17 protein-coding genes are annotated in these 21376 nt (G+C 67.0%); 5 read left to right on the top strand and 12 right to left on the bottom strand.

What is annotated here, in order from left to right:
- The first annotated feature begins 78 nt into the window (after window positions 1-78).
- The gene (gene acs / locus A0J57_RS08970) at window positions 79-2031 is read left to right on the top strand and encodes an acetate--CoA ligase (RefSeq protein WP_061935157.1); all 1953 of its coding nucleotides are present in this window, start codon (window positions 79-81) and stop codon (window positions 2029-2031) included.
- The gene (locus A0J57_RS08975; RefSeq protein WP_025549456.1) at window positions 2028-2648 is read left to right on the top strand and encodes a response regulator transcription factor; all 621 of its coding nucleotides are present in this window, start codon (window positions 2028-2030) and stop codon (window positions 2646-2648) included. The genes acs and A0J57_RS08975 overlap by 4 nt, the downstream gene beginning before the upstream one ends.
- On the opposite strand, the gene A0J57_RS08980 is transcribed toward A0J57_RS08975, so the two are convergent.
- The 11 genes from A0J57_RS08980 to A0J57_RS09025 all read right to left on the bottom strand — a co-directional run bounded on the left by A0J57_RS08980 (window position 2638) and on the right by A0J57_RS09025 (window position 15628).
- Window positions 2638-5967, bottom strand: a complete 3330-nt coding sequence (locus tag A0J57_RS08980) for a PAS-domain containing protein (RefSeq protein WP_061935159.1) — start codon at window positions 5965-5967, stop codon at window positions 2638-2640. The genes A0J57_RS08975 and A0J57_RS08980 overlap by 11 nt on opposite strands.
- A 95-nt stretch (window positions 5968-6062) precedes the next feature.
- On the bottom strand, window positions 6063-6287 hold the full coding sequence (locus A0J57_RS08985) for a hypothetical protein (protein ID WP_235600824.1): 225 nt from the start codon (window positions 6285-6287) through the stop codon (window positions 6063-6065).
- Between the two features lie 155 nt (window positions 6288-6442).
- The gene (locus A0J57_RS08990; RefSeq protein ID WP_061935163.1) at window positions 6443-6916 is read right to left on the bottom strand and encodes a YaiI/YqxD family protein; all 474 of its coding nucleotides are present in this window, start codon (window positions 6914-6916) and stop codon (window positions 6443-6445) included.
- A gap of 58 nt (window positions 6917-6974) precedes the next feature.
- Window positions 6975-7151 carry a hypothetical protein gene (locus tag A0J57_RS26575; RefSeq protein ID WP_173664356.1) on the bottom strand — a complete coding sequence of 59 codons (177 nt, stop codon included), beginning with the start codon at window positions 7149-7151 and terminating at the stop codon, window positions 6975-6977.
- On the bottom strand, window positions 7148-7387 hold the full coding sequence (locus A0J57_RS08995) for a hypothetical protein (RefSeq protein WP_025549459.1): 240 nt from the start codon (window positions 7385-7387) through the stop codon (window positions 7148-7150). Before A0J57_RS08995 ends, A0J57_RS26575 begins: the two co-directional genes overlap by 4 nt.
- A gap of 55 nt (window positions 7388-7442) precedes the next feature.
- Window positions 7443-10655, bottom strand: a complete 3213-nt coding sequence (locus A0J57_RS09000; RefSeq protein WP_061935165.1) for an efflux RND transporter permease subunit — start codon at window positions 10653-10655, stop codon at window positions 7443-7445.
- Between the two features lie 3 nt (window positions 10656-10658).
- Entirely contained in the window at window positions 10659-11786 is a 1128-nt protein-coding gene (locus A0J57_RS09005) for an efflux RND transporter periplasmic adaptor subunit (RefSeq protein WP_061935167.1), read from the bottom strand.
- Window positions 11783-13048, bottom strand: coding sequence for a TolC family protein (locus A0J57_RS09010; RefSeq protein WP_061935169.1), 1266 nt, complete (start codon window positions 13046-13048; stop codon window positions 11783-11785). The genes A0J57_RS09005 and A0J57_RS09010 overlap by 4 nt, the downstream gene beginning before the upstream one ends.
- 60 nt (window positions 13049-13108) lie before the next feature.
- A complete protein-coding gene (locus A0J57_RS09015; protein ID WP_061935172.1) occupies window positions 13109-13447 on the bottom strand; it encodes a hypothetical protein in 339 nt (112 codons plus the stop codon).
- 246 nt (window positions 13448-13693) lie between these two features.
- Window positions 13694-14689 carry a LysR substrate-binding domain-containing protein gene (locus tag A0J57_RS09020; protein WP_061935174.1) on the bottom strand — a complete coding sequence of 332 codons (996 nt, stop codon included), beginning with the start codon at window positions 14687-14689 and terminating at the stop codon, window positions 13694-13696.
- A gap of 126 nt (window positions 14690-14815) precedes the next feature.
- Complete coding sequence (locus A0J57_RS09025; RefSeq protein WP_061935176.1) at window positions 14816-15628, bottom strand: SDR family oxidoreductase; 813 nt, start codon at window positions 15626-15628, stop codon at window positions 14816-14818.
- 239 nt (window positions 15629-15867) lie between these two features.
- Here A0J57_RS09025 and A0J57_RS09030 point away from each other — a divergent pair, with 239 nt between their 5' ends.
- Genes A0J57_RS09030 through A0J57_RS09040 form a run of 3 tightly spaced genes read left to right on the top strand, consistent with a single transcriptional unit; the run spans window position 15868 to window position 18820 of the window.
- Complete coding sequence (locus tag A0J57_RS09030) at window positions 15868-17043, top strand: acyl-CoA dehydrogenase family protein (protein WP_082718642.1); 1176 nt, start codon at window positions 15868-15870, stop codon at window positions 17041-17043.
- A complete protein-coding gene (locus tag A0J57_RS09035; RefSeq protein WP_061935178.1) occupies window positions 17040-17987 on the top strand; it encodes an NAD(P)-dependent oxidoreductase in 948 nt (315 codons plus the stop codon). The genes A0J57_RS09030 and A0J57_RS09035 overlap by 4 nt, the downstream gene beginning before the upstream one ends.
- Window positions 17984-18820 carry a class II aldolase/adducin family protein gene (locus tag A0J57_RS09040; RefSeq protein WP_061935180.1) on the top strand — a complete coding sequence of 279 codons (837 nt, stop codon included), beginning with the start codon at window positions 17984-17986 and terminating at the stop codon, window positions 18818-18820. The genes A0J57_RS09035 and A0J57_RS09040 overlap by 4 nt, the downstream gene beginning before the upstream one ends.
- Window positions 18821-18922: 102 nt before the next feature.
- On the opposite strand, the gene A0J57_RS09045 is transcribed toward A0J57_RS09040, so the two are convergent.
- Complete coding sequence (locus tag A0J57_RS09045; RefSeq protein ID WP_235600825.1) at window positions 18923-21343, bottom strand: TonB-dependent siderophore receptor; 2421 nt, start codon at window positions 21341-21343, stop codon at window positions 18923-18925.
- Window positions 21344-21376 lie beyond the last annotated feature (33 nt).

Here is a 21376-nt window from a genome sequence, read left to right on the forward strand (position 1 = left end):
CGGGGGTCCGATGTGCGCCTGCGGCAATTAGGATGCCCCCCACGGATCGGTAGCGATCAAGGAGAGGAGTGCGAGACTATGGACCAGGGCATTTACCCCGTTCCCAACCACTGGGCGAACGAAGCGCTGGTCGACGCCGCGCGATACCGGCAGATGTATGCGCGCTCGATCGCCGATCCGGATGGCTTCTGGGCGGAGGAGGCGCAGCGCCTGGACTGGATGCGTCCTTTCAGCCAGGTGAAGGCGACCAGCTTTTCTGCGGAGGATTTCGGCATAAGCTGGTTCGCTGACGGCACGCTCAACCTGTCCGCCAATTGCCTCGACCGCCATCTGGCGGAGCGTGGCGACGCCATCGCGATCCTCTGGGAGCCCGACGATCCGGCAGAGCCCGAACGGCGCATCAGCTATCGCGCGCTGCATGAGGCGGTATGCCGCTTCGCCAATCTGCTGAAGGCACGGGGCGTCAGGCGGGGCGACCGCGTCACCCTCTATCTTCCCATGGTGCCGGAGGCGGCGGTCGCGATGCTGGCTTGCGCGCGGATCGGCGCGATCCACTCGATCGTCTTCGCCGGCTTCTCGCCCGAAGCGCTTGCCGGCCGCATCGAGGATTGTGCGAGCCGCATCGTCGTCACCGCCGACGAGGGCCTGCGCGGCGGCAGGAAGGTTCCGCTGAAGGCGAATGTCGACGCCGCCCTAGCCCATTGCGCGGATGTCGATACCGTCATCGTGCTGCGCCGCACCGGCGCCGACGTGGCGATGGCCGGGGGCCGCGACATCGACTGGGCCACGGCGGTGGAAGCCCAGCCCGCGGAGTGCGAGCCGGAGGAGATGGGCGCGGAAGACCCGCTCTTCATCCTCTATACCTCCGGTTCCACGGGCAAGCCGAAGGGCGTGCTGCACACGACCGGTGGCTATGCCGTCTGGGCGGCGATGACGCACCAATATGTGTTCGACTATCGCCCCGGCCAGATCTACTGGTGCGCCGCCGACATCGGCTGGGTCACGGGCCACAGCTATGTCGTCTATGGGCCGCTGATGAACGGCGCGACGACCGTGATGTTCGAGGGCGTGCCCAATTTCCCGGATGCATCCCGCTTCTGGCAGGTGGTGGACAAGTTCGGCGTGGAGATTTTCTACGGCGCCCCCACCGCCCTGCGCGCGCTGATGCGCGAGGGCGACGAATGGGTGCGCAAGACCAGCCGCAAGTCCCTGCGGCTGCTGGGCAGCGTCGGTGAACCGATCAATCCCGAGGCGTGGGAATGGTATCATCATGTCGTGGGCGAAGGGCGTTGTCCCATCGTCGACACCTGGTGGCAGACGGAGACCGGCGGCGCGATGATCAGCCCGCTGCCCGGCGCGGTCGCGCTCAAGCCGGGCTCCGCGACGCTGCCGATGTTCGGGGTCAGGCCCGAACTGGTCGATGGCGACGGGCGGCTGATCGAGGGGGCGGGCGAAGGCTGCCTCGTCCTCGCGGATAGCTGGCCGGGGCAGATGCGCACCGTCTGGGGCGATCATGACCGCTTCTTCCAGACCTATTTCACGACCTTTCCGGGGCGCTATTTCACCGGCGACGGATGCCGGCGCGACGAGGACGGCTATTATTGGATCACCGGCCGCATCGACGATGTCATCAACGTTTCCGGCCACCGCATGGGCACGGCGGAGATCGAGAGCGCGCTCGTCGCCCATCCCAAGGTTGCCGAGGCCGCCGTCGTCGGCATGCCGCACGACCTCAAGGGGCAGGGCATCTACGCCTATGTCACCACCAATGCCGATGTCGAGCCGGACGATGCCCTGCGCGGCGAGCTGATACGCTGGGTACGCAGCGAAATAGGCCCCATCGCATCGCCGGACGTGGTACAGTTCGCCCCCGGCCTGCCCAAGACCCGTTCGGGCAAGATCATGCGGCGCATATTGCGGAAGATCGCGGAAAACGACGTTTCCAGCCTGGGCGACACGTCGACGCTTGCCGATCCCACCGTGGTCGATAATCTGCTGGCGAACAGACCACGGTTGGAAGAGGCGCAATAGAAACGATTCTCATCGCGGACGACCACCCGCTTTTCCGTCAGGCGCTGGCGGTGGCGGTGATGAAGGTCGCTCCGCGGGCCAGCATCATCGAAGCGGGAACGCTCGCCGGCGCCGTTCAGGCGGCGAGCGGGGCCACGGGCCTGCGCCTCATCCTGCTCGACCTGAAGATGCCGGGCGCGGTCGGCTATTCGGGCATAGCGCTGTTGCATGCGGAACAGCCGGACGTGCCGATCCTGGTGGTTTCAAGCGCGGACGGGGCCAAGGCGGCGGAGGAAGCCCAGGCGCTGGGCGCCGTCGGCTTCCTCTCCAAGGATAGCGACCTGCCCGCGATCGAGGCGGCGATCGCGCGGGCGTTGGGCGGCCACCGGCTCCCGCCCGCTCCGCCGCGACCGGAGGATGCGGTCCAGAAGGAGATCGCATCCCTGACGCCGACCCAGTTGAAGGTCCTGCTGGAGGTGCTGAACGGCAAGCTGAACAAGCAGATCGCGCACGACCTCATGGTGACCGAAGCGACGGTGAAGGCGCATATGACCGCGATCATGCGCAAGCTGGATGTGCAGAACCGCACGCAGGCGGCACTGGTCGCGCGCTCGCTGGGACTCGATCTCAACCACTGACGCGGGCCAGGAAGGCCGAGATCGCCTCCGGCGCCGCAGGCTTGGCGATGAAGGCGATGTCGAGCATGGCGGCGCGGGTGGCGAGGCTCGCATCGTCCTCCGCCGTGACCAGCGCGGCGGGCAATCCCGGATGCTCCCGCCGCAGCGCCGCGATTAGGGCAAGGCCGTCCTCTTGCGTCCCAAGCTGGAAGTCGACCAGCGCGGCGTCGGCTGCGGACGCGAGCTTTCGGGCGGTCCTGCCTTCGGCGGCGGCCAGCGGGCGATGGCCGAGGCTGGCCAGCAGCGCCTCGGTCGCGGCCACGATCATCGGATCGTCATCGACCACCAGCACGGCCAGACCCCTCGCCGCCGGAAGGGGGGCCTGCGCCCCCGGTGCCGGTGCCGGCGCGGCTGGCCCGGTTGCGGCAGGCATCAGCAGGCTGAACCGGCTGCCCTTTCCGGGCACGGACCGCACCTCGATCCGCCCGCCGAGCAGCCGGACGATGCGGCGTGCAAGGGCGAGGCCAAGGCCGAGTCCCTCGACGTCCAGCGCGCCGAGCCGGGTGAATTCCCCGAAGATCGTCCCGATCTGGTCGGCGGCGATGCCGACGCCGCTATCGACGACGTCGATCCGGATCATTGAACCCCTGCGCCGCACGCCCAGTAATATCCCGCCCTGCTGCGTGTAGCGCAGGGCGTTGGAGACGAAATTCTGGAGGACCGAGCGGAGCAGTCCCGGGTCGGTATCGAGATGGCCGGAAAGGGGACCGGTCAGCAGGCGCAGCCCCTTCTCCTTCGCCATCGGCGCGAATCCTTCAGCAAGGCTGGTGAGAAACGGCGTAAGGTCGATCGGCTCCGGGCTGGGCTCGACACCGCCGGCATCGAGCTTGCTGATGTCGAGGAGAGCGCGGAGCAGCCCTTCCGCCGCCATGATCGCGCTGTCGATGCGTTCGGCAAGGATGTGCGGCGTTCCTTCCACCTCGCGTTGCAGGGCGGCGGTGAACAGCCGCGCGGCGTGGAGCGGCTGAAGCAGGTCGTGGCTGGCGGCGGCGAGGAATCGGGTCTTGTCCTTCGTCGCCTCGGCCAGGCGCAAATTGGTCTCGCTGAGTTCGCGTGTGCGGTCGGCGACGCGGGTTTCCAGTTCCCCCAATGTGCGGCCCAGCTCGTCGCGGATGCGTGCATCCTCGGTGATGTCGATGAAGCTGGTGACATAGCCGCCGCCGGGCATCGGCCCGCCGATGGTCTTGATGACGCGGCCGTCCTTTCGCCGCCGCTCGAAACTGTGGGGCAGGCCGCGGCGCATGTGCCGCAGGCGTTTCCTGACGTGGAATTCTATGTCCTCGTCGCCGAAATCGCCCAGCCGCCCATTATGGCGGATCAGTTCCGCGATCGGCACGCCCACCCGCAGGAAGCCGGGAGGAAAGTCGAACAGGTCGAGATATTGGCTGTTCCATGCGATCAGGTTCATGTCGGCGTCGACCACGCTGATGCCGGCATCGATATGCTCGAAGGTCGCGGCGAGCAGTTCGCGGGAGAAGCGCAGCGACTGGCCGCGCTCGCCCAGCAGCCGGGTAACGTCGGAAAGGCTCATCTGCCCCCCGGCCAGTGCCGAGGCGACCAGCGCGCGGGCGGAGGAAGCGCCGACGACGCGCGCGATGAGCGTGCGGGCGCGCTGCGCCGACCGCCTGTCGATGGGCGTGCCCCGCATGGCCGCTGGAAATTCGCGGGCAGCCTCCTCTTCACCGATGAAGCTGGCGGTGAGCTGCGCCAGTTCGGCCAGGTCGGTGATCGGGCGCTGGCTGCCGAGGCGGGGCAGGACGGGCGCCTTCACCTTGCGCGCGGCGACCAGGCCGAAGACCAAAAGGTTCGCGCCCAGGCTCCACGCCACGCCATGCACCAGCGGCGACGCGGCGCCGATGCCGAAGAGGCGCAGGGGATCGGCGGCGCTTCCCTCCAGCGCATCCAGCCAGGCGGGCGGCAATATGGGCGGCAGGGCGAGGGTGTAGAACCAGATGACAAGGCCGACGGCAAGGCTTGCCCGCGCCGCCAGCGCATCGCGACCCGGCGCATAGGTGGCCAGGATCAGGTGCGGCGTGAACTGCGCCATGGCGGCGAAGGCGACAAGGCCGATCGAGGCGAGCGACTGTTCGGCCGAAACCAGCAGCGCCCAGGCGAGCGCCGCCGCGATGATGGCGAGGATGGAGAGGCGCCGCACGAGCAGCATGCGCCGGCCGAGCGCCCCGGCGCCCGCTTCCCCGCCGTTCTCGCGCGCGAGCAGGGTGGGGAAGAGGAGGTCGTTCGAGACCATGGTCGCGAGCGCGGTCGAATCGACCACGACCATCGACGCCGCCGCCGCGATCCCGCCCAGCAGGGCCAGGGCAAGCACGATGCCCTGTCCGGTCATTCCGGGCAGGGCCAGCATGTAGAGATCGGGTTGGGCGCCGCGCAGCAGGCTTGCGCCGGCCAGCGCGATGGGCAACACCATCAGCGCCATCGCGCCGAGATAGGCGGCCAGTCCCCAGCGCGCGCCGACAAGATCGCCCGGTTCCCGCGCCTCAACCAGGCCCATGTAGAATTGCCGGGGCAGGACGATGACGGCCATGGCGGAGATGAGGAAGATGATGCCGACCTCGATCGACAACCGTTCCGGCCGGAAATTGGCGGACAATATGGCGACGCCGCGGCTGAGGTCCGTCGGGTCCGCCTGTCCCAGCAGGACGAAGGCGAGGACGGCCACCGCGGTCAGCGCGACGATCTTGAGGAGGGATTCGATGCCGATCGCATAGACCAGGCCTTCGCTGCGCCCCGCCAGTTCGAACCGGCGGGCGCCGAACAGCATGGCGAACAGCGCCAGCAGCCAGGCGGCGGTCAGCATGGTCAGCGTCGCGACGGGGCGGCCCGTCACGATGGAGATCGCGCTGCCGATGGAGCGGAATTGCAGCGCGACATAGGGCACTGTTCCCAGCAAGGCGATGACCGTGACCAGACGGGCCACGACCACATCGTGACCGAAACGCGCGGCGATGAAGTCGGACACGGTGGTTGCCTGTTCCTCCGCCACCGCCTCGGCCAGCCTGCGCAGGAAACGGGGCGCGACGATCAGCAGGCAGATCGGCGCGAGATAGATGGGGAGGTAATGCCAGCCGTCGCGCACGGCGCTCCCGACCGCGCCGTAGAAGGTCCAGCTTGAGCAATAGACGCCCAGCGCCAGCGCATAGGCGCCGTGGCGCACGTCATAACGGCCGAGCGCAAGGCCGCCGCGCCTTTCGACGATGGTGGCGATCCCGAACAGCAGCAGGACGATCGCGAGCGCGAGAAGGGCCGCCGAAAGCAGACTCATGGCCCATCTCTACTGGCTCGACGACGCCGGAACAATGCGCGGGGGTCGTCGTATTTCCGCCGGTGCGCGGAGCGCCCGGTTCCGGCAATTCCGCCTTATCGGTCGCTGATATTGGAGCCCGTCGCCTGATTATCCGCGCCCGGCGCGTTGGGCGGCACTTCGCCAGATCCGCTGGTCGGCAGCGGTCCTGCGGCGCCATTGCCCGGCGCATCGTCCGCGCGGTTGATGGCCGCTCCGTCGACTGCATTCCGGTCGGACGGGGTCTCGCCCGAACAGGCCCCGGCAAGCAGGCTGCCTGCGATCAAAAGCATACGGACCATCCTTTCCTCCTCCCTTGGCATGGGCACCAGCGTCCCGCGCAGCCGATCACCGGCCTGCGCCTCATCAAACGCGACCGGGCGCCGGGCGATCCTGTCCCATCGATGACGCAGGTTAGGGCGCGGTCGGGTTTCGGGCCCTGCTCCAGGTCTTGGTCTTACCGCCGCCGCAATCGGACGACCGCTTCGTCCAGTGCGGACAGGAAGCGGGACCGGTCGGCCTTCGCGAACGGCGCTGGTCCGCCGACGCCGTCCGCCAGGATGCCGGCGCGCAAGTCCGCCTTGATCGCCCGTACCGCCACGGCATTGCCGATGGAGGCATGGGTGAAGGGCTTGCCCGTGGGCGCGATCACCGCACCGCATCCAGCCTTCAGGCATCGGTCGGCCAGCAGGATGTCCGCGGTGATGATGATCGAGCCGGCGTCCACATGCCCGGCGATCCAATCATCCGCCGCATCGAACCCCTCGCCCACAACGATGCGGGAGACGAGCGGATGCGCCGGCACCCTGATGGGACTGTTGCTGACGACGATGACCGGCACGCCATGGCGCCAGGCGACCTTGTAGGTCTCCTCCTTCACCGGGCAGGCGTCGGCATCGATAAGGATGTTGGGCGTTTTGGTCTGGGGCATGGCTGCCGCTCCATGCACCGCCTGATGGGCGCCGCGCAAGGCGGGATGAATGCGTGACCTAATCCGCCGGGCGCATCGGTTCGCCCTCCGGCGGCATTGCGCCCGTGGGGGGTCGAGACGCCGGATCGGGCGCGTCGATGCTTGAATGGATCATCAGGCCGACGATGACGACAATGCTCAACAGGATCGCCGTCAGCAACAGGCCCATGCCAAGCCTTCTGCGTCGCCCGCTCATCGCCTGTCTTTGGCGCGGGGCTCGGGCCGCGCCGGCAGCTCATCCAGCTTCGCGAGCAGGTCCTTGAAGAGGTCGTCATCCTGTATGGGAAAGTGCCGCCGGAATCCTTGACCGAGAAGCTCAAGGTCTTTCGCTGTCAGCAGGCCAATGGAAACGATCTGGTCCGGCACGGCATCCTCCTTATCGCTGGGAACTGCGGCGGAGCCCGCAAGTGCCAAGGATTCCACCTGCGACATGAAATCTCTCCCGCTCCCCCGGCAGCAAGCCGGGGGGAGCGGGGCCATTCCCCTTTCAGGAGATGGCCGCCATTTCCTCCTGTCCCGGCGCAGCCGCCCCGCCCCGCCGGCCGAAGCGGGCATAGAGCGTGGGCAACAGGAACAGGGTCAGCAAGGTCGCGGAAACAAGGCCGCCGATGACCACGGTGGCGAGCGGCTTTTGCACCTCCGCCCCGGGGCCGGTCGCCAGCGCCATGGGCACGAAGCCGAGCGAGGCGACCAGCGCCGTCATGACCACCGGCCTCAGCCGCACCTTGGCGCCTTCACAGGCTGCCTTGCCGCGATCCATGCCGCGCGCCATCAGGTCCTGGATCGACCTCACCATGATCAGCCCGTTGAGCACGGCGATGCCGGACAGGGCGATGAAGCCCACCGCCGCCGAGATCGAGAAAGGCATGCCGCGCAGCGCCAGCGCCAGAACGCCGCCGACCAGCGCGAGAGGGATGCCGGTGAAGACGATCACGGCGTCCCGCACGCTGCCGAGCGCCCCGTAGAGCAGCAGGAGAATGAGCGCGAAGCAGGCCGGTACGACCAGCAGCAGCCGTTCCCGCGCCGATGCCAGATTTTCGAACTGGCCGCCCCATTGGAGATAGGTGCCGGCGGGCAGCCGCACGTCCCGCGCGATCCCCGCCCGCGCATCCGCGACGACGCCGGACACGTCGCGCCCGCGCACATTGGCCTGCACGACGATCCGGCGCTTGCCGTTTTCGCGGCCGATCTGGTTCGGGCCGTCGACCAGCGCGATCCGGGCGACGCTTGCCAGCGGCACGAAGGCACCCGCCGGAGTGGGCACCGGCACCTGGCCCAGCGTCTCCAGATCGGTTCGCGCCTCCTCGCCCAGCCGGATCGTGACGGCAAAGCGCCTGTCGCCCTCGAAGATCATGCCCGCGTCGCGCCCGCCCACCGCTGCGGCCAATATGTCCTGCAATACCCGAGCGCTGATGCCCAGCCGCGCCATCGCATCGCGATTGGGTTGCACGTCGAGAATGGGGAGGCCTTCGGTCTGTTCCACCCGCACGTCGGTGGCGCCCGGGGTCCGCCGCAGCACGGCGGCGATGCGATCCGCCGTGCCGCTCATCTGGTCGACATCGTCGCCGAAGACCTTGATGGCGATGTCGCCGCGCACCCCCGCGATCAGCTCGTTGAAGCGCATCTGGATCGGTTGGGTGATCTCATAGGCGTTGCCCGGCAGCATCGCGAGCCGCTGCTCCAGCCGTTCGACCAGATCCGCCTTGGCGAGGCGGGGGTCGGGCCATTGCGCGCGGGGCTTCAGGATGACGAAGGTGTCGGTCGCATTGGGCGGCATGGGGTCGGAAGCAAGCTCGGCCGTGCCCGTCTTGGAAAAGACGAAGCGGACTTCGGGCTCGCCCGCGACGGCGCGTTCGACCGCGAACTGCATGGCCTGGCTCTGGTCGACCGAAGTGCCCGGAACGCGGACCGCCTGGACGAGTATGTCGCCCTCGTCGAGCTGGGGCAGGAATTCCTGCCCCAGCATCGAGAAGCCGGCGATAGCCGCCAGAAATGCCGCGACCCCGATCCCGATCGTCCGGCTGGGCCGGCGCATCGCCACTTCCAGCCGCGGCCGATAGCGTGCGTTCAGCCAGGACATGATCCGCCCCTCCTTCTCCTCGACCGGCTTCGACAGCAGCAGGGCCAGCATGGCCGGAACGAAGGTCAGCGAGAGGATGAAGGCGAAGCCGAGCGCGAGGATGACCGTCATCGCCATCGGCGTGAAGGTCTTGCCCTCCACACCGTCCAGCGTGAGGAGCGGGACATAGACGAGGATGATGATCGCCTGGCCGTAGACGGACGGGCCTATCATCTCGCGCGCGGCCAAGGCTACGGCCGACAGCCTTTCTTCAGGGTTCAGCGTCCGGCCACGGTCATGCTGGTGCTCGGCGATCCGGCGCAGGGCATTTTCCACGATGATGACGGCCCCGTCGACAATGAGCCCGAAGTCGAGCGCGCCCAGGCTCATGAGATTGGCCGAGACACCGCCTTGCAGCATGCCGAAACTGGTGAGCAGCATGGTGATGGGGATGACCAGCGCGGCGATCAGCGCGGCTCTGAAGTTGCCGAGCAGGGCGAACAGCACGACGATGACGAGCAGCGCTCCTTCGGACAGGTTCTTCGCCACCGTGCCGATCGTCGCGTTGACCAGCGCGGTGCGATCCAGAACGGGTTCTACGATGACGTCGGTCGGCAATGAGGCATTGATCTCGTCCAGTCGCCCGGCGACGGCGGAGGCAACGGCCCGGCTGTTTTCCCCGATCCGCATGACTGCGGTGCCGACGACGACTTCCCGTCCGTTCTCGGATGCGGACCCCATCCGCAGCGCCTGGCCGGTCCGCACCGTCGCGACCTGATGGAGCAGGATGGGAACGCCTTCCCGCGTCGCGATGACCGTTCGGCTGAGATCGTCGGCGTTGCGGATGCGGGCATCCGACCGCACCGTCAGCCCTTCGCCGTTGCGGTCGATGACGCCCGCGCCGACGGCGCTGTTATTCTCCTCCAATGCGGTCGCCAGGTCGTTGAGGCTGAGGTTCAGCGCCGCGAGCCGCTGGACATCGGGCGCGACCTGATATTGCTTCACATGGCCGCCGATGGAATCGATGCCGGCGATGCCTGGCGTGTTCTTGAGCAGCGGGGCGACGATCCAGTCCTGCACCGTGCGCAGATAGGTCGCCTGATCGGACTGGCCGACCAGCCGCTCGCCCTCCGGCGTGATGTAGCTGCCGTCGGGCTGGATGCCGGGTTCGCCGGGCGAGTGTCGGTCATCCTTGCGATGGGCCAGATGGACCGTCCACATATAGACTTCGCCAAGGCCGGTGGCGATCGGGCCCATTTCAGGCGTGACGCCGTCCGGCAGGCTATCCTCCGCGCTGCGCAGCCTTTCGGCAACCTGGGCGCGGGCGAAATAGATGTCGGTGGAATCGGTGAAGACCGCCGTCACCTGGGCGAAGCCATTGCGGCTCAGCGATCTTGTATATTCCAGCCCCGGCACCCCCGCCAGCGCGGTCTCTATCGGGAAGGCGACCTGCTTTTCGACCAGTTCGGGCGACAGCGCGGGCGCGCGGATATTCACCTGCACCTGGTTGTTGGTGATGTCGGGAACCGCGTCGATGGGCAGGCGGCTGAGCGCCCAGCCGCCGATCGCGGCCGCGATGAGGGTGACGAGCAGCACGAACCAGCGCCGCTCGACCGAAAAGGTCACGATACGCCCGATCATGGTTCAATCCTCATGCGTGGCGTCGCTCTTCCCGAGCTCGGCCTTGAGAGTGAAGCTGTTGGCGACGGCGATCTGCTCGCGCCCGGTCAGGCCCGACAGGATCGTGACCGCGTCGCCGCCTGGCTGGCCTGTAGTGACCGGCACGGCCCTGAACCCCTGGGCTGTGCGGACGAAGACCGAGGGCCGCCCTTCGACTGTCTGGACCGCGCCGGACGGCACCATCATACCGCCCGATCCGCCCGTCACCGCGATGGCGGCGGTGACGGGTTCGCCGATACGCCACTGGCCGCCGCAATTGTCGATAAGGGCCAGCACGGGGACGAGGCGCGTGCTCTCATCGAGCACCGGAGAGACGAAGCCGATGCGTGCGCTGGTCCTGCGGCCCGGCGCGGTGATGTCCACGCGCGCGCCCGGCCCGACGCGGCTCGCATCGGCAGGGGAAAGCGACAGGCGGACCGCCAGTTTAGAGAGATTGGCGACGCGATAGAGTTCGGCATCCTCGGCGACCATCTGCCCCAGCGTCACGGTGCGGGCGATGACCTGGCCACCCATCGGTGCGGCGATGCCCAGCCGGTTGAGCCCGCCGCCCCCGCCCCCTGACGCCGCAATCCGCTGCCGGGCGAGGCGCAGCGCGATCCCGGCCTCCGTCGCGGCGGTGCGCGCCGCGACCAGATCCTGTTCGGGCGAAACCCGTTCGGCAAACAGGCGCTGTTCCCGCCGCAAATTGGATTGGGCGAGCGCCAGCCGCGCCTGCGCCGCTTCGGCCTCCGCCTTGAGCGAGGCGATCTCGCGGCTTTCGATCACCGCCAGCATGTCGCCCTTGCGCACCCATTCGCCCAGATTGCGGCTGAGGGCCACGATGCGCCCGCCGATCGCGGCGGAAACCACCTGCGTCCCCTGCGGATCGCCCTCTATGGTGGCGGGCAGGGTGATGGCGGCGGCCCCACCCGGGGTGGGCCGGGCGAGTTCGATGCCCGCGGCGGCGATCTGCTGTGCGGTGAGGCGGATCAGCCCTTCCTCGCCGGCATGCGCCTCCCCTTCGGCATGGCTTTCTTCGGCAGGCCGGTTCCCGCAGGCGGCGACCGTGAATGTCAGGATTGCGGCCATGACGGTCCGCTGGAGGAGGTTCATCGATCGTCTCCCTGATCCGGCGCGCGAGCGGTCAATCGCTCCAGCTGCGCCCGTGCATTGTGATAGGCGAGCAGCGCCTCTATGGCGGCTGCCTTCGTTTCGGTGAGCGTGCGTTCGGCATCGAGCAGGTCGAGCTGACTGAACTTGCCCTCGCGATAGCCGATGCGGGCGATGCGGGCGGCTTCCTCGGCGGCCGCAAGGGCGGGTCCGGTCGCCGTCTCCGCGCCGATGGCGGCGTTCGCGGCCTCGGCCTGCGCCTGGGCTATCGCCTGGGCGACCTCCTGCGCGGTGGCTCGCCGCTGGGCTTCGGCGCGACGGTGCTCCGCCAGCGCCTGCCCGACCGCCGCCTTACCGCCGTTGAGGAAGGGGAGGGGCAGCGACAGGCTGAAAAGTGCTGCGCTGTCGTTGGTCGCTTCCAGTCGGCGGACGCCCGCGCCCACCGTCAGATCGGGAATGCGCTGGGTTCGGGCAAGCCGCACCTGCGCGCTGCTGGCCGCCAGATCGGCGTCGGCGGCGGCAAGCGCCAGCGTCTCTATCGGCTCCAGGGGCTGCAACGGGCCGTGGGCTGTGCCGATGCGGTCGAACCAGCCTGCGTCGAGAGCGCCGGGGATCGCCTGCCCGATTCGCTGGGCCAGGATGAAGCGGGCCGCTTCCGCCGACCGTTCCATCCGCACGAGAGCAGCCTGCGCATTGATCCGAGCCAGCTCGGCGCGCTGCACCTCCATGGGCGAGGCGCGGCCGGCACGCAGGCGGACATGAGCGGCATGCAGGCCTTCCCCGGCAATCCGAAGCTGGTCGCGCGCATTCGTCAGCCGCCGCTCCGACGCCGCGGCCTCCGCATAGGCCCGCGTCACCGCGAACCGCAGGTCGACCCGCGCAACCGCCTGTTCGATGAAGGCGCGATCGCGCTGGGCGCCCGCGACGGCCAGCCGGGCCGATCGCTTTCCGCCCAGTTCCAGCGGGAGGGCCAGCGAAGTCGTGGCCTCCAGGCTTTTCGTGTCCGCATAGAGGCCGGTGCCGGCCACATTCTCGGCTTCGACGGTGAGGATGGGGTTCGGCCGCAGACCGGCCGCTGCTTGCGCGGCCCTGGCTGCATCGACGCCGGCCCCGGCCGCGTCCAGCGATGGGGCAGTCGCGCCGGCGAGATCGAGCGCCTGCTCAAGCGTCAGGCCGGGGGGCGTTTCGGCCGTCCGCGCGGACTGCGCCTGCGCTGCGGATAGGGGTGAGGTGGCGGCAAGCAACGCCGCCAGCAAAGGGTTCATGTTCGGAAACTCCTGACAACGGATGACCGCCTGCGCGATGCGCAGGCCGGGCGGCAGTGGTCAGGCGATCGGCGGTCTCAACTCGCTCCGCGGAGGTGCGGCGCCATGGACGGTGGGCGTCCAACGCAGCTTCACCATCCGGTGGACCGGACCAGGCGTGATTTCCGACATGGCGAAAGCGGCCGCGACATGATGCCCATGGCATCCCCCATGTTGGTGAGGATAGGCGCGGTCGGTATCGCCGGACGTCTGTCCCGCATCGCCGCCGTCATGCGTTTCGGCAGCCGTTGGTCCTTCTGCGTCGATGCAACCGATAGCCTCCATCGCATGCGCGACCGATGCCGTCGTAAAGGACAGCGCCAGCGCGAGACAGGCGAATAGGGCGAGCAGCCGGTTCATGCGCCTGCCTTTAACGAGCATTTTCGGGCTGGTTGCAAGGGGAGAACGCTACCCCGCAGCGCATTTTTCGGCATGGCGATGGATATTCGAGCGACGATTCCGCCATGCGGGCGCCTCATTTCATGGAGGAAGCGGCTATGTTTTGATGGCTGCTGCCTCGTTGAAGCGGAGCGCGGGACGCGAAGCACCGGCGACCGGTGCGGGGGTGAGGCTTGTCGGCCTGGGGCTTATGATCAGGGGTGTCCGTCAGGCATGTTGTTCCTCCAGCGCACGCGGTTGCAGGCGATCTGCCGCTGGCCTGCCTATACGCCTGCTATCGTCCAGAAGGTCCGACAGGACTGACAGGGAAGGGGAGCGATGGTCGGGCTTCCTGACATGCCGGCCTGCGATCATGGCATCCTCCTGCAGCGGGCTGAGCCGGAGCATGTCCCTGATGCGGTCCGCCAGTTGCCGGGCGCGTTGTGAGGGCTTGGAGGAAAGGGCAACCTCATAGGAGATGGCTGGCAGGGTCGGCAGCAAGCCGGAGAAGCCGGGTGTCGAATTGTCCGCAAAGAAGCGCGAATGCGCCGTTATCCCGATGCCGCAGGCCACCGCCGCGCGAAGCGAGGCAAGGTTGGAGGATTGAACGACGACTTTGAACCGTCGACCCGCTTTGTGGAGCGTGGAGAAGATCTTCTCCCGATAGAGACAGGGTTCCTCCTGAACCACCAGGGGCACTATCGCGCGGCGGGCGAGTTCCGGATTGCCGAACCACATGACCGGACCACCGTCGCAATCCTGCTCATATTCCGTGAAACGCGCCGAAAGAGCGAGGTCGAGTTCGTCTCGCCCGACCGCTTCCAAAAGGGAGGCGGGCTTGCCCGTGACGACCTCGAACTCCAGCCTGGGATGGGCGGCGAGAAATCCGGGCAGCACCTCGGCAAGCAATGATTCGGCGCATTCCGGGGGCAGTCCGATGCGCAATGGCGACAGGATCGTCTGGGTCATGGCAAGGATCGCCCGGTCGTTCGCCGCCAGCAGGGCGCGTGCATGGCCGACGAAAGACTGGCCGGTACCCGTGGGCCGGACGCCCCGCTTCGTTCGTTCGAAAAGCTGTACCCCGAGCAGCGTCTCAAGCCGCTTCATCTGAAGGCTGAGCGCGGAGGGCGTCACGAAGACGCACGCGCTCGCCTTCTGCATCGACCCGCAGTCGATGATGGCGACGAAGCTTCTGATGAGCTCGATAGGCAGATCGGTGGTCAACACAACTCCTGATATTGCAGGAGTCATATTATGTTTGTAATCCCAACCTGAGTTTAGTGATTTTTTCTCATCGATCGCCGTCCTTTCCTGAATTGACGCCGGAGCAGGAAGCGGCAGCGCCGCTTTCTATGCGTCTTCCTTCACGACGATACCATATCGCCGGGCGACCTGGCCGGAACGGACCGCCTCCATGAAGGCGATGCGCCGCGATTCCAGTGCGTCCCAAATCTCCGTTTCGAGGAGGGAAGGCGTGGTGACGGCTTCCCCCGCCGCCAGTCCGGCAAATGCCGCGTCGACGAGCTGTTCGGCGCTGAGGAAGGTGTCGGCGGGGAAAATATCTTCGGTGGTTCCGGCGGCAGCGAAGAATTCGGTGCGGATCGGGCCCGGCTGGACAAGCTGGATGCGAATGGCGCTGTCGGCATATTCGACCTGGAGCGAGCGGGTGAAATTCAGGACATAGGCCTTGGACCCGCTATAGGCGGGCGCCCCGCCGGAGGGGGTGAGCGCGATGATCGATCCGATATTGACCAGCGTGCCCGATCCGCGCGCCCGGAAGACTTCCAGCGCGGCATGGGACAGCCGGGTGAGCGCGGTCACATTGATATGGATGACGCTTTCCAGTCGCTCCGCGGACACGGCGCTGGTGGCGCCCAGCCCGCCGACCCCAGCATTGTTGACCAGGAACGACAGGTCGGACGCGCGCAACCTGTCGGCCACCCTTGCAAGGTCTTCCGCCGCCGCGAGATCCGCGACCTCGATCGCTACCCCGACCCCATATTGGTCCCTGAGGCGAGCCGCCACGCTTTCCAGGCGGTCGGCGCGGCGCGCGATGAGCAGAAGATCGTGACCACGGGCCGCAAGCCGATCCGCATAGACCGCGCCGATACCGGAAGATGCGCCCGTGACGACCGCCAGGCCGACGTCCTTCGAAAGAGTCATTATCACCTCGTCAGAAATAGGTGCCCGGCACGGGCATGTTCATGGCAAGCCACTTTCCGGATTGATCTCACGATGCGGCCGCCCACTCAAATTAGGATGGCAAAGGCGGGACCTGAGGAATCCCAACTACTGGGTAAAGGAACGTCAGTGTAGCCAAGCCGCCCAGGCTCCGGTTCAACGAGACCTTCCGTCGCTTTGGCGGCAGGCATGGGCGCGGGCGCAACGATCAGGAGTTATCCATGGCAACCCGCCGCCTTTCCGGCACCGTCCCTTCCAATCTCCATGCGGTGATTTCCTCCGGCGCGCTGGAAGAATTGCGTGACGATTTCGCGGAACGTGCCGCCGGACATGACGAAGATGGATCGTTCCCCTTCGAGAATTTCGCGGCGCTGCATGAACTTGGCCTTCTGGCGGCCGCCTTGCCGCAGGAAGTCGGCGGGGGTGGCGCGACGCTTCAGGAGCTTGCCGCGATCATCCGTGCCGTCTCTTATGGAGATCCTTCGACCGGCCTCGTCCTGGTCATGCAGTATCTTTTTTCGGAGCAGTTCCTTCGCGGCGCGAACCGGTCGCCCGATCTGCGCGAACGGTTCATCGCCAGCGTGATAGAGGATGGCGCCCTGATCAACGGCCTGCGCGTCGAGCCGGATCTGGGCACGCCGGGGCGCGGCGGCCTGCCCGCGACGGTGGGAAGGCGCACGCCGGACGGCTGGATATTGAACGGCCGCAAAATCTATTCCACGGGCGCGCCGGGCCTGACCTGGATGTCGGTATGGGGCCGGTCGGACGACGACCGGCCGCTCGTCGGCAGCTTCCTGGTCGAGGCCGGCACGCCCGGCGTCAGGATCGAGCCCACATGGAACCATTTTGGGATGCGCGCGACCGGCAGCCATGATCTGCTGTTCGAGGATGTTCATCTCCCGCTCGATCACGCCCCCAATCTCGTCGCTCCGGAGGAGGCGCACACCCTCCTCGATCCCACCTTCCAGCTTCGCAACGCGCTGCTGATCACGATCGTCTATGACAGCGTGGCCAATGCGGCGCGCGACTGGCTGGTGGGCTGGCTGCAGCAGCGCAAGCCCACCGCGCTGGGCGCTGCGCTGTCCACCTTGCCGCGCTTTCAGGAACTGGTCGGGCGAATCGACGCCCTCCTCTACGGCAATCGGCTCCTGCTCGACCGGTCGATCGAACATCCCGATCCCGCGCAGGCGGGCACGATCAAGCATCTCGTGACCAGAAATGCGATCCAGGCCGTCGAACTGGCTGTGGAGGCGATCGGCAATCCCGGCCTGACGCGCAGCAATCCGCTGGAACGGCACCTGCGCAACGTCTTCTGCAGCAGGGTCCACATGCCGCAGGACGATCTGATCCTGACCGGGCTGGGTCGCTCCCGCTTCGCGGCGACGAACGGGGCATGACGGGATTCACCATCGCCAGCCAGTTTACGGCGGGCGCCAATGAGGAATTGCGGCGCAGCGGGTGCCGGGTCATCGACCTGCCGAGGGGGGCGCCCGCTTCTCTGCCAGACGACGTAGCCATCCTGGTGGCCACGCCGTTCGAATGGCGCGGGGCGGCGCGCCCGGAAGGCTGGCCGTGGAATATCCGCTGGGTTCAGCTCGCCTCCGCCGGCATCGACGCCTATCCCGACTGGCTTTTCGAAGCGCCCATCGTCACCGCCGCCGCCGGCGTGACCGCGCAGGCCGTGGCTGAGTTCGCGATCACGGCGGTGTTCGCCGCGATCAAGGCCATGCCGGACTGCTGGATCGGTGACGCCGGAGAATGGGCATGGCGAGACGTTCAGGGCATTGCCGGAAAGACCCTGGGCATATTGGGATATGGCCATATCGGCAAGCGCGTCGCCGCCTATGGACGGGCGTTCGGGATGGACCTGCTGGTCGCGCGCCGGTCGGTCGACATGTCCCCGCCCGAAGGTGTCGAATATGTCCCCGACATCGATACCCTGATCGCCCGGTCGGACCATCTCGTCCTGGCTGCTCCGGCTACGCCCGCGACCCGTCATATCCTGAACGAAGCGACCTTGGCCAACGCGAAGCCGGGCATCCACATCGTCAATGTGGCGCGGGGAGCGCTGATCGACCAGGACGCCCTGCTTGGCGCGCTGGAGGCGGGGCAGGTCGGGCTCGCGACGCTGGATGTCAGCGAGCCCGAACCCCTACCGCCCGGCCATCCATTCTATGCCCATCCGCGCGTTCGGCTTTCACCGCATATCTCGTTTCTCACGCCTGATCTTGGGGCGAGGCTGGTCGGCTTCTTCACGGCCAACCTCGCCCGTTTCCGCGCCGGTGACGGAATGGAAGGCGTCGTGATCAAAAAACCTGTTTCGAAGGAGTCGACGCTATGAGCCCGATCGCAAACCTGGTGCAGGCCGACGCCCCGGCGCCGTTGCGCGGCATCGACAGCGCGCTGCGCGACGGTGATCGTCTGCGTTTCGCGGTTCCTCCTCCACTGGACGATCCGGCTGCGGAACGGTTGCACCGCAAGCAGCGCCTGGCGGCGACCTTCCGGTTGTTCGCCCGCCATCGGCTGGCGAGCGGCATTGCCGGTCATGTCACGGCACGCGACCCGGAGTGGACCGACCATTTCTGGGTCAATCCGATCGGCGTCAATTTCGGGCAGATCAGGGTGTCCGACCTGCTGCTGGTCAATGCCGAGGGAAAGATCGTGGAGGGACGGGGCGCCTTGAACAGCGCGGCCTTCGCCATCCATGCGGCGATCCATGAGGCGCATCCGCACATCGTCGCCGCCGCCCACACGCATTCGCTATATGGCAAGGCGTGGTCCACGACCGGTCGGATGCTGGACGCCATCAGCCAGGATGCGTGCATGTTCTACGGCGGGCACGCCGTCTTCGACGACTATACCGGCGTGGTCACCGACCTCAGCGAGGGCGCGCGGATCGCTGATGCCCTGGCGGGCAACAAGGCCCTCATCCTGCAAAATCACGGACTGTTGACCGCCGGACGCACGGTCGAGGCCACGGCCTTCTGGTATGTGGCGCTGGAGCGGGCCATCCATGCGCAGATCCTGGCGGAGAGCCTGGGCGAGCCCCGCCGCATTCCGCACGCCGTGGCGCAGGCGACGGCGCAGAATGTCGGCAGCGATGTGGTCGCCTGGATGTGCTTCCAGCCGGAATGGGACGTGCTGGTCGCCGAGGAGCCCGACTTCCTGTCTTGAAGCTCTCTCGCCAGGGCGGAAATATCTGACGGGGCGGTCGCGGGATCGTCCGGCATATGATGAAGGGGCCATGACCGTCGTGACGATCATGGCCCCTTCGCTTCAGAAGCGATAGCTGACCCTGCCATAGTAGAAACCGCCCGATGAGTCGAAGGGCGGCACGCCATAATTGAAGAGAGTGACGCCGCTCGTCGGTTCGTTCACGCCGCTGTTTTCCGGGCGTATGCTGAACAGGTTGGTTGCCCCGCCGGCGACCCTGAGCTTTTCGGTGAGCTGGAACTCCACCTCCAGATCGGTGATCCAGCGCGCGCCGTAGGTAAGGTCCTGCGCCGGGTTTTCCGTGCGCAAATAGCCATAGCGGCCATAGCGGGTCACCCGCAGGTCCACCGAGACGGGCGAAAGCTTCCAGGTCGATCCCAGCGCCAGCTTCGATCGGAGCTGGTTGTCGGCAAGTTCTCCACGGAAGACATTGCCGAACGCGACCAGACTGCCGCCGGGGTTCGGCCCCAGATTCGTCAGCGCGGCGGGTGTGGCGGAAGCCCTGCGGATCTTCGTCCGGCTGTAATTATAGGCGGCCGTGAAGGACAGGTTGCCGAAGCGCTGGAGATCGAGCGGATATTCCACCACGACGTCGACGCCCCGCGTGCGGGTGTCCGCCGCATTGGCGTAATATTGGACGAATGTTCCGGCGGGCACGCCGTTCTGCGCGAAAATGGCGTTGAGCGCGGGGCCGGACAGGGATGCGGTGCGCGCGATCCGGTCATCGATGTTGATCTGATAGCCGTCGACGGTGATCGTCAGATTGCGCGCGGGGCGGAGCACGAGGCCCAGCCCCAGATTCCATGATTTTTCAGGCTTCAGCGTCTGCGCCCCAAGCGCCTGCGCCAGGGGAGAGCCGGTCGGCAACAGGCGCGTCGTTGCGGGCACCAGCAAACCCGTCACGGGATTGGTCGCGGTCCTGTTGTCGGTCTGCGCATAGCCGATCTGAGAAAGCGAAGGCGCGCGGAAGCCGGTGCCCACCGTGCCCCTCACCGCGATCAGGGACGACAGATCGTAGCGGCTGTTGATCTTTCCGCCCACGGTCGTCCCGGCGCCAAGGCCGTAATGTTCGACGCGCCCCGCCAGATCGACATACCAGCGATCCGTGGGATAGAGGCCGACATCGGCATAGGCGGCAAAGACATTCCGCGCGATATGGGCTGCGTTTTCCGGCGACAGGGTTATCGCCCCCTGGGCGCCGATCGAAGCGATCTTGCCGACATTCGGATCGCCTTCCTGATCGCCTGGCTTGAAGACATAGCCGCCGTTCGTATAGCTGGCCGGATCGCCGGCGAAGGTCTGGAAGACTTCCCGGCGCGCCTCAAGCCCCCATGCCAGGTGCAGCGGCTTGGCAAGGCCGATCTCTATATCCCGGCTGACATCCAGATTGTTGGTCCATTGCGAGAAGCGATATGTTCCGAAATCGTCGAAGTGCGTGGGTCCCGTCGGTCCCAGCGAAGGATTGAGGGTCAGGTCGCTCGACATGCGGACATTGTCGCGGCCGAAGCTTGTGCTGAGATCCCATTGCCAGCCCGAAATTTCGCCCTTCGCGCCCGCCGTCACCTGAAAGTCCGTTTCGGTCGTGTTGATGACCGGGAAATAGCCGTCGGGAAAGATGGCGGAGAAGGATGTCGTGCTGTTGGGCCGCCTGATCATATTGCCGATGGCGGACGACCGCCGTCCCACGGTTCCCTGAACATAGGCGGTGGTGCTTCCCAGCGGCAGAGCCGCGTTCAGCCCGATGTTGAAGGCGCGGATGCGGGGATCGCCATTATGCGCTCCGATGCCGTCCCAGCTTGCGTTCTTCGGATTGGAGGCCGGGGCATAGAGTATGCGGTTGGTCGCGGGGAAGCCGCGCCAGGACATGCCGCGTCCCCGCAGGTCGCCCGACAGGTTGACGAAGCCGCCGTCGCCCAGCGCGAAGCCCGCCCCGGCTTCGAGCTTCGCGCTCCACGGATCGCCATAGCTCTTGTAGTGGTCGCCATAGGTGGCTGAGAAATGGGGCGCCGCTGGGCTGCTCTCCAGCACGAAATTGATGACGCCGGCCACGGCGTCCGATCCATATTGGGCCGCCGCGCCGTCTCTCAGCACCTCGACCGTCCGGATGCCCGCGACGGGGATGAAGTCGAGATCGACCGCCGTCACCCCGCTGGAATCGCCGCCGCCATTGGTGAGGAGGGCGCTGTTATGCCGGCGCTTGCCGTCCACCAGGATCAGCGTGTAGGCTGGCCCAAGACTGCGGTTGAAGATCGGGCGGACGATGGAAGCGACGCCCGATCCCGTCCGTCCGAAGCTGATCGACGGCAACGCCCGCGCGAGAGCTTCGCCCAGTTCTGCGCGTCCCGTACCCGTGACGCGGCTGGCCGGAATAAGATCGATCGGCGCGGCGCTTTCCGCCGCCGTCCGCGACGTGAGGCCGCGCAGTCCGGTGACGACGATGGTGTCGGATGTTCCCGCGGCCGCCTCTTCGTCGATCGCTGGCAAGGCCTCCTGCGCGGATGCGGCGAAAGACACGAG

The organism is Sphingobium sp. 22B (assembly GCF_001580035.1).
In the GTDB taxonomy this organism is placed as follows: Bacteria; Pseudomonadota; Alphaproteobacteria; order Sphingomonadales; family Sphingomonadaceae; genus Sphingobium; species Sphingobium fuliginis.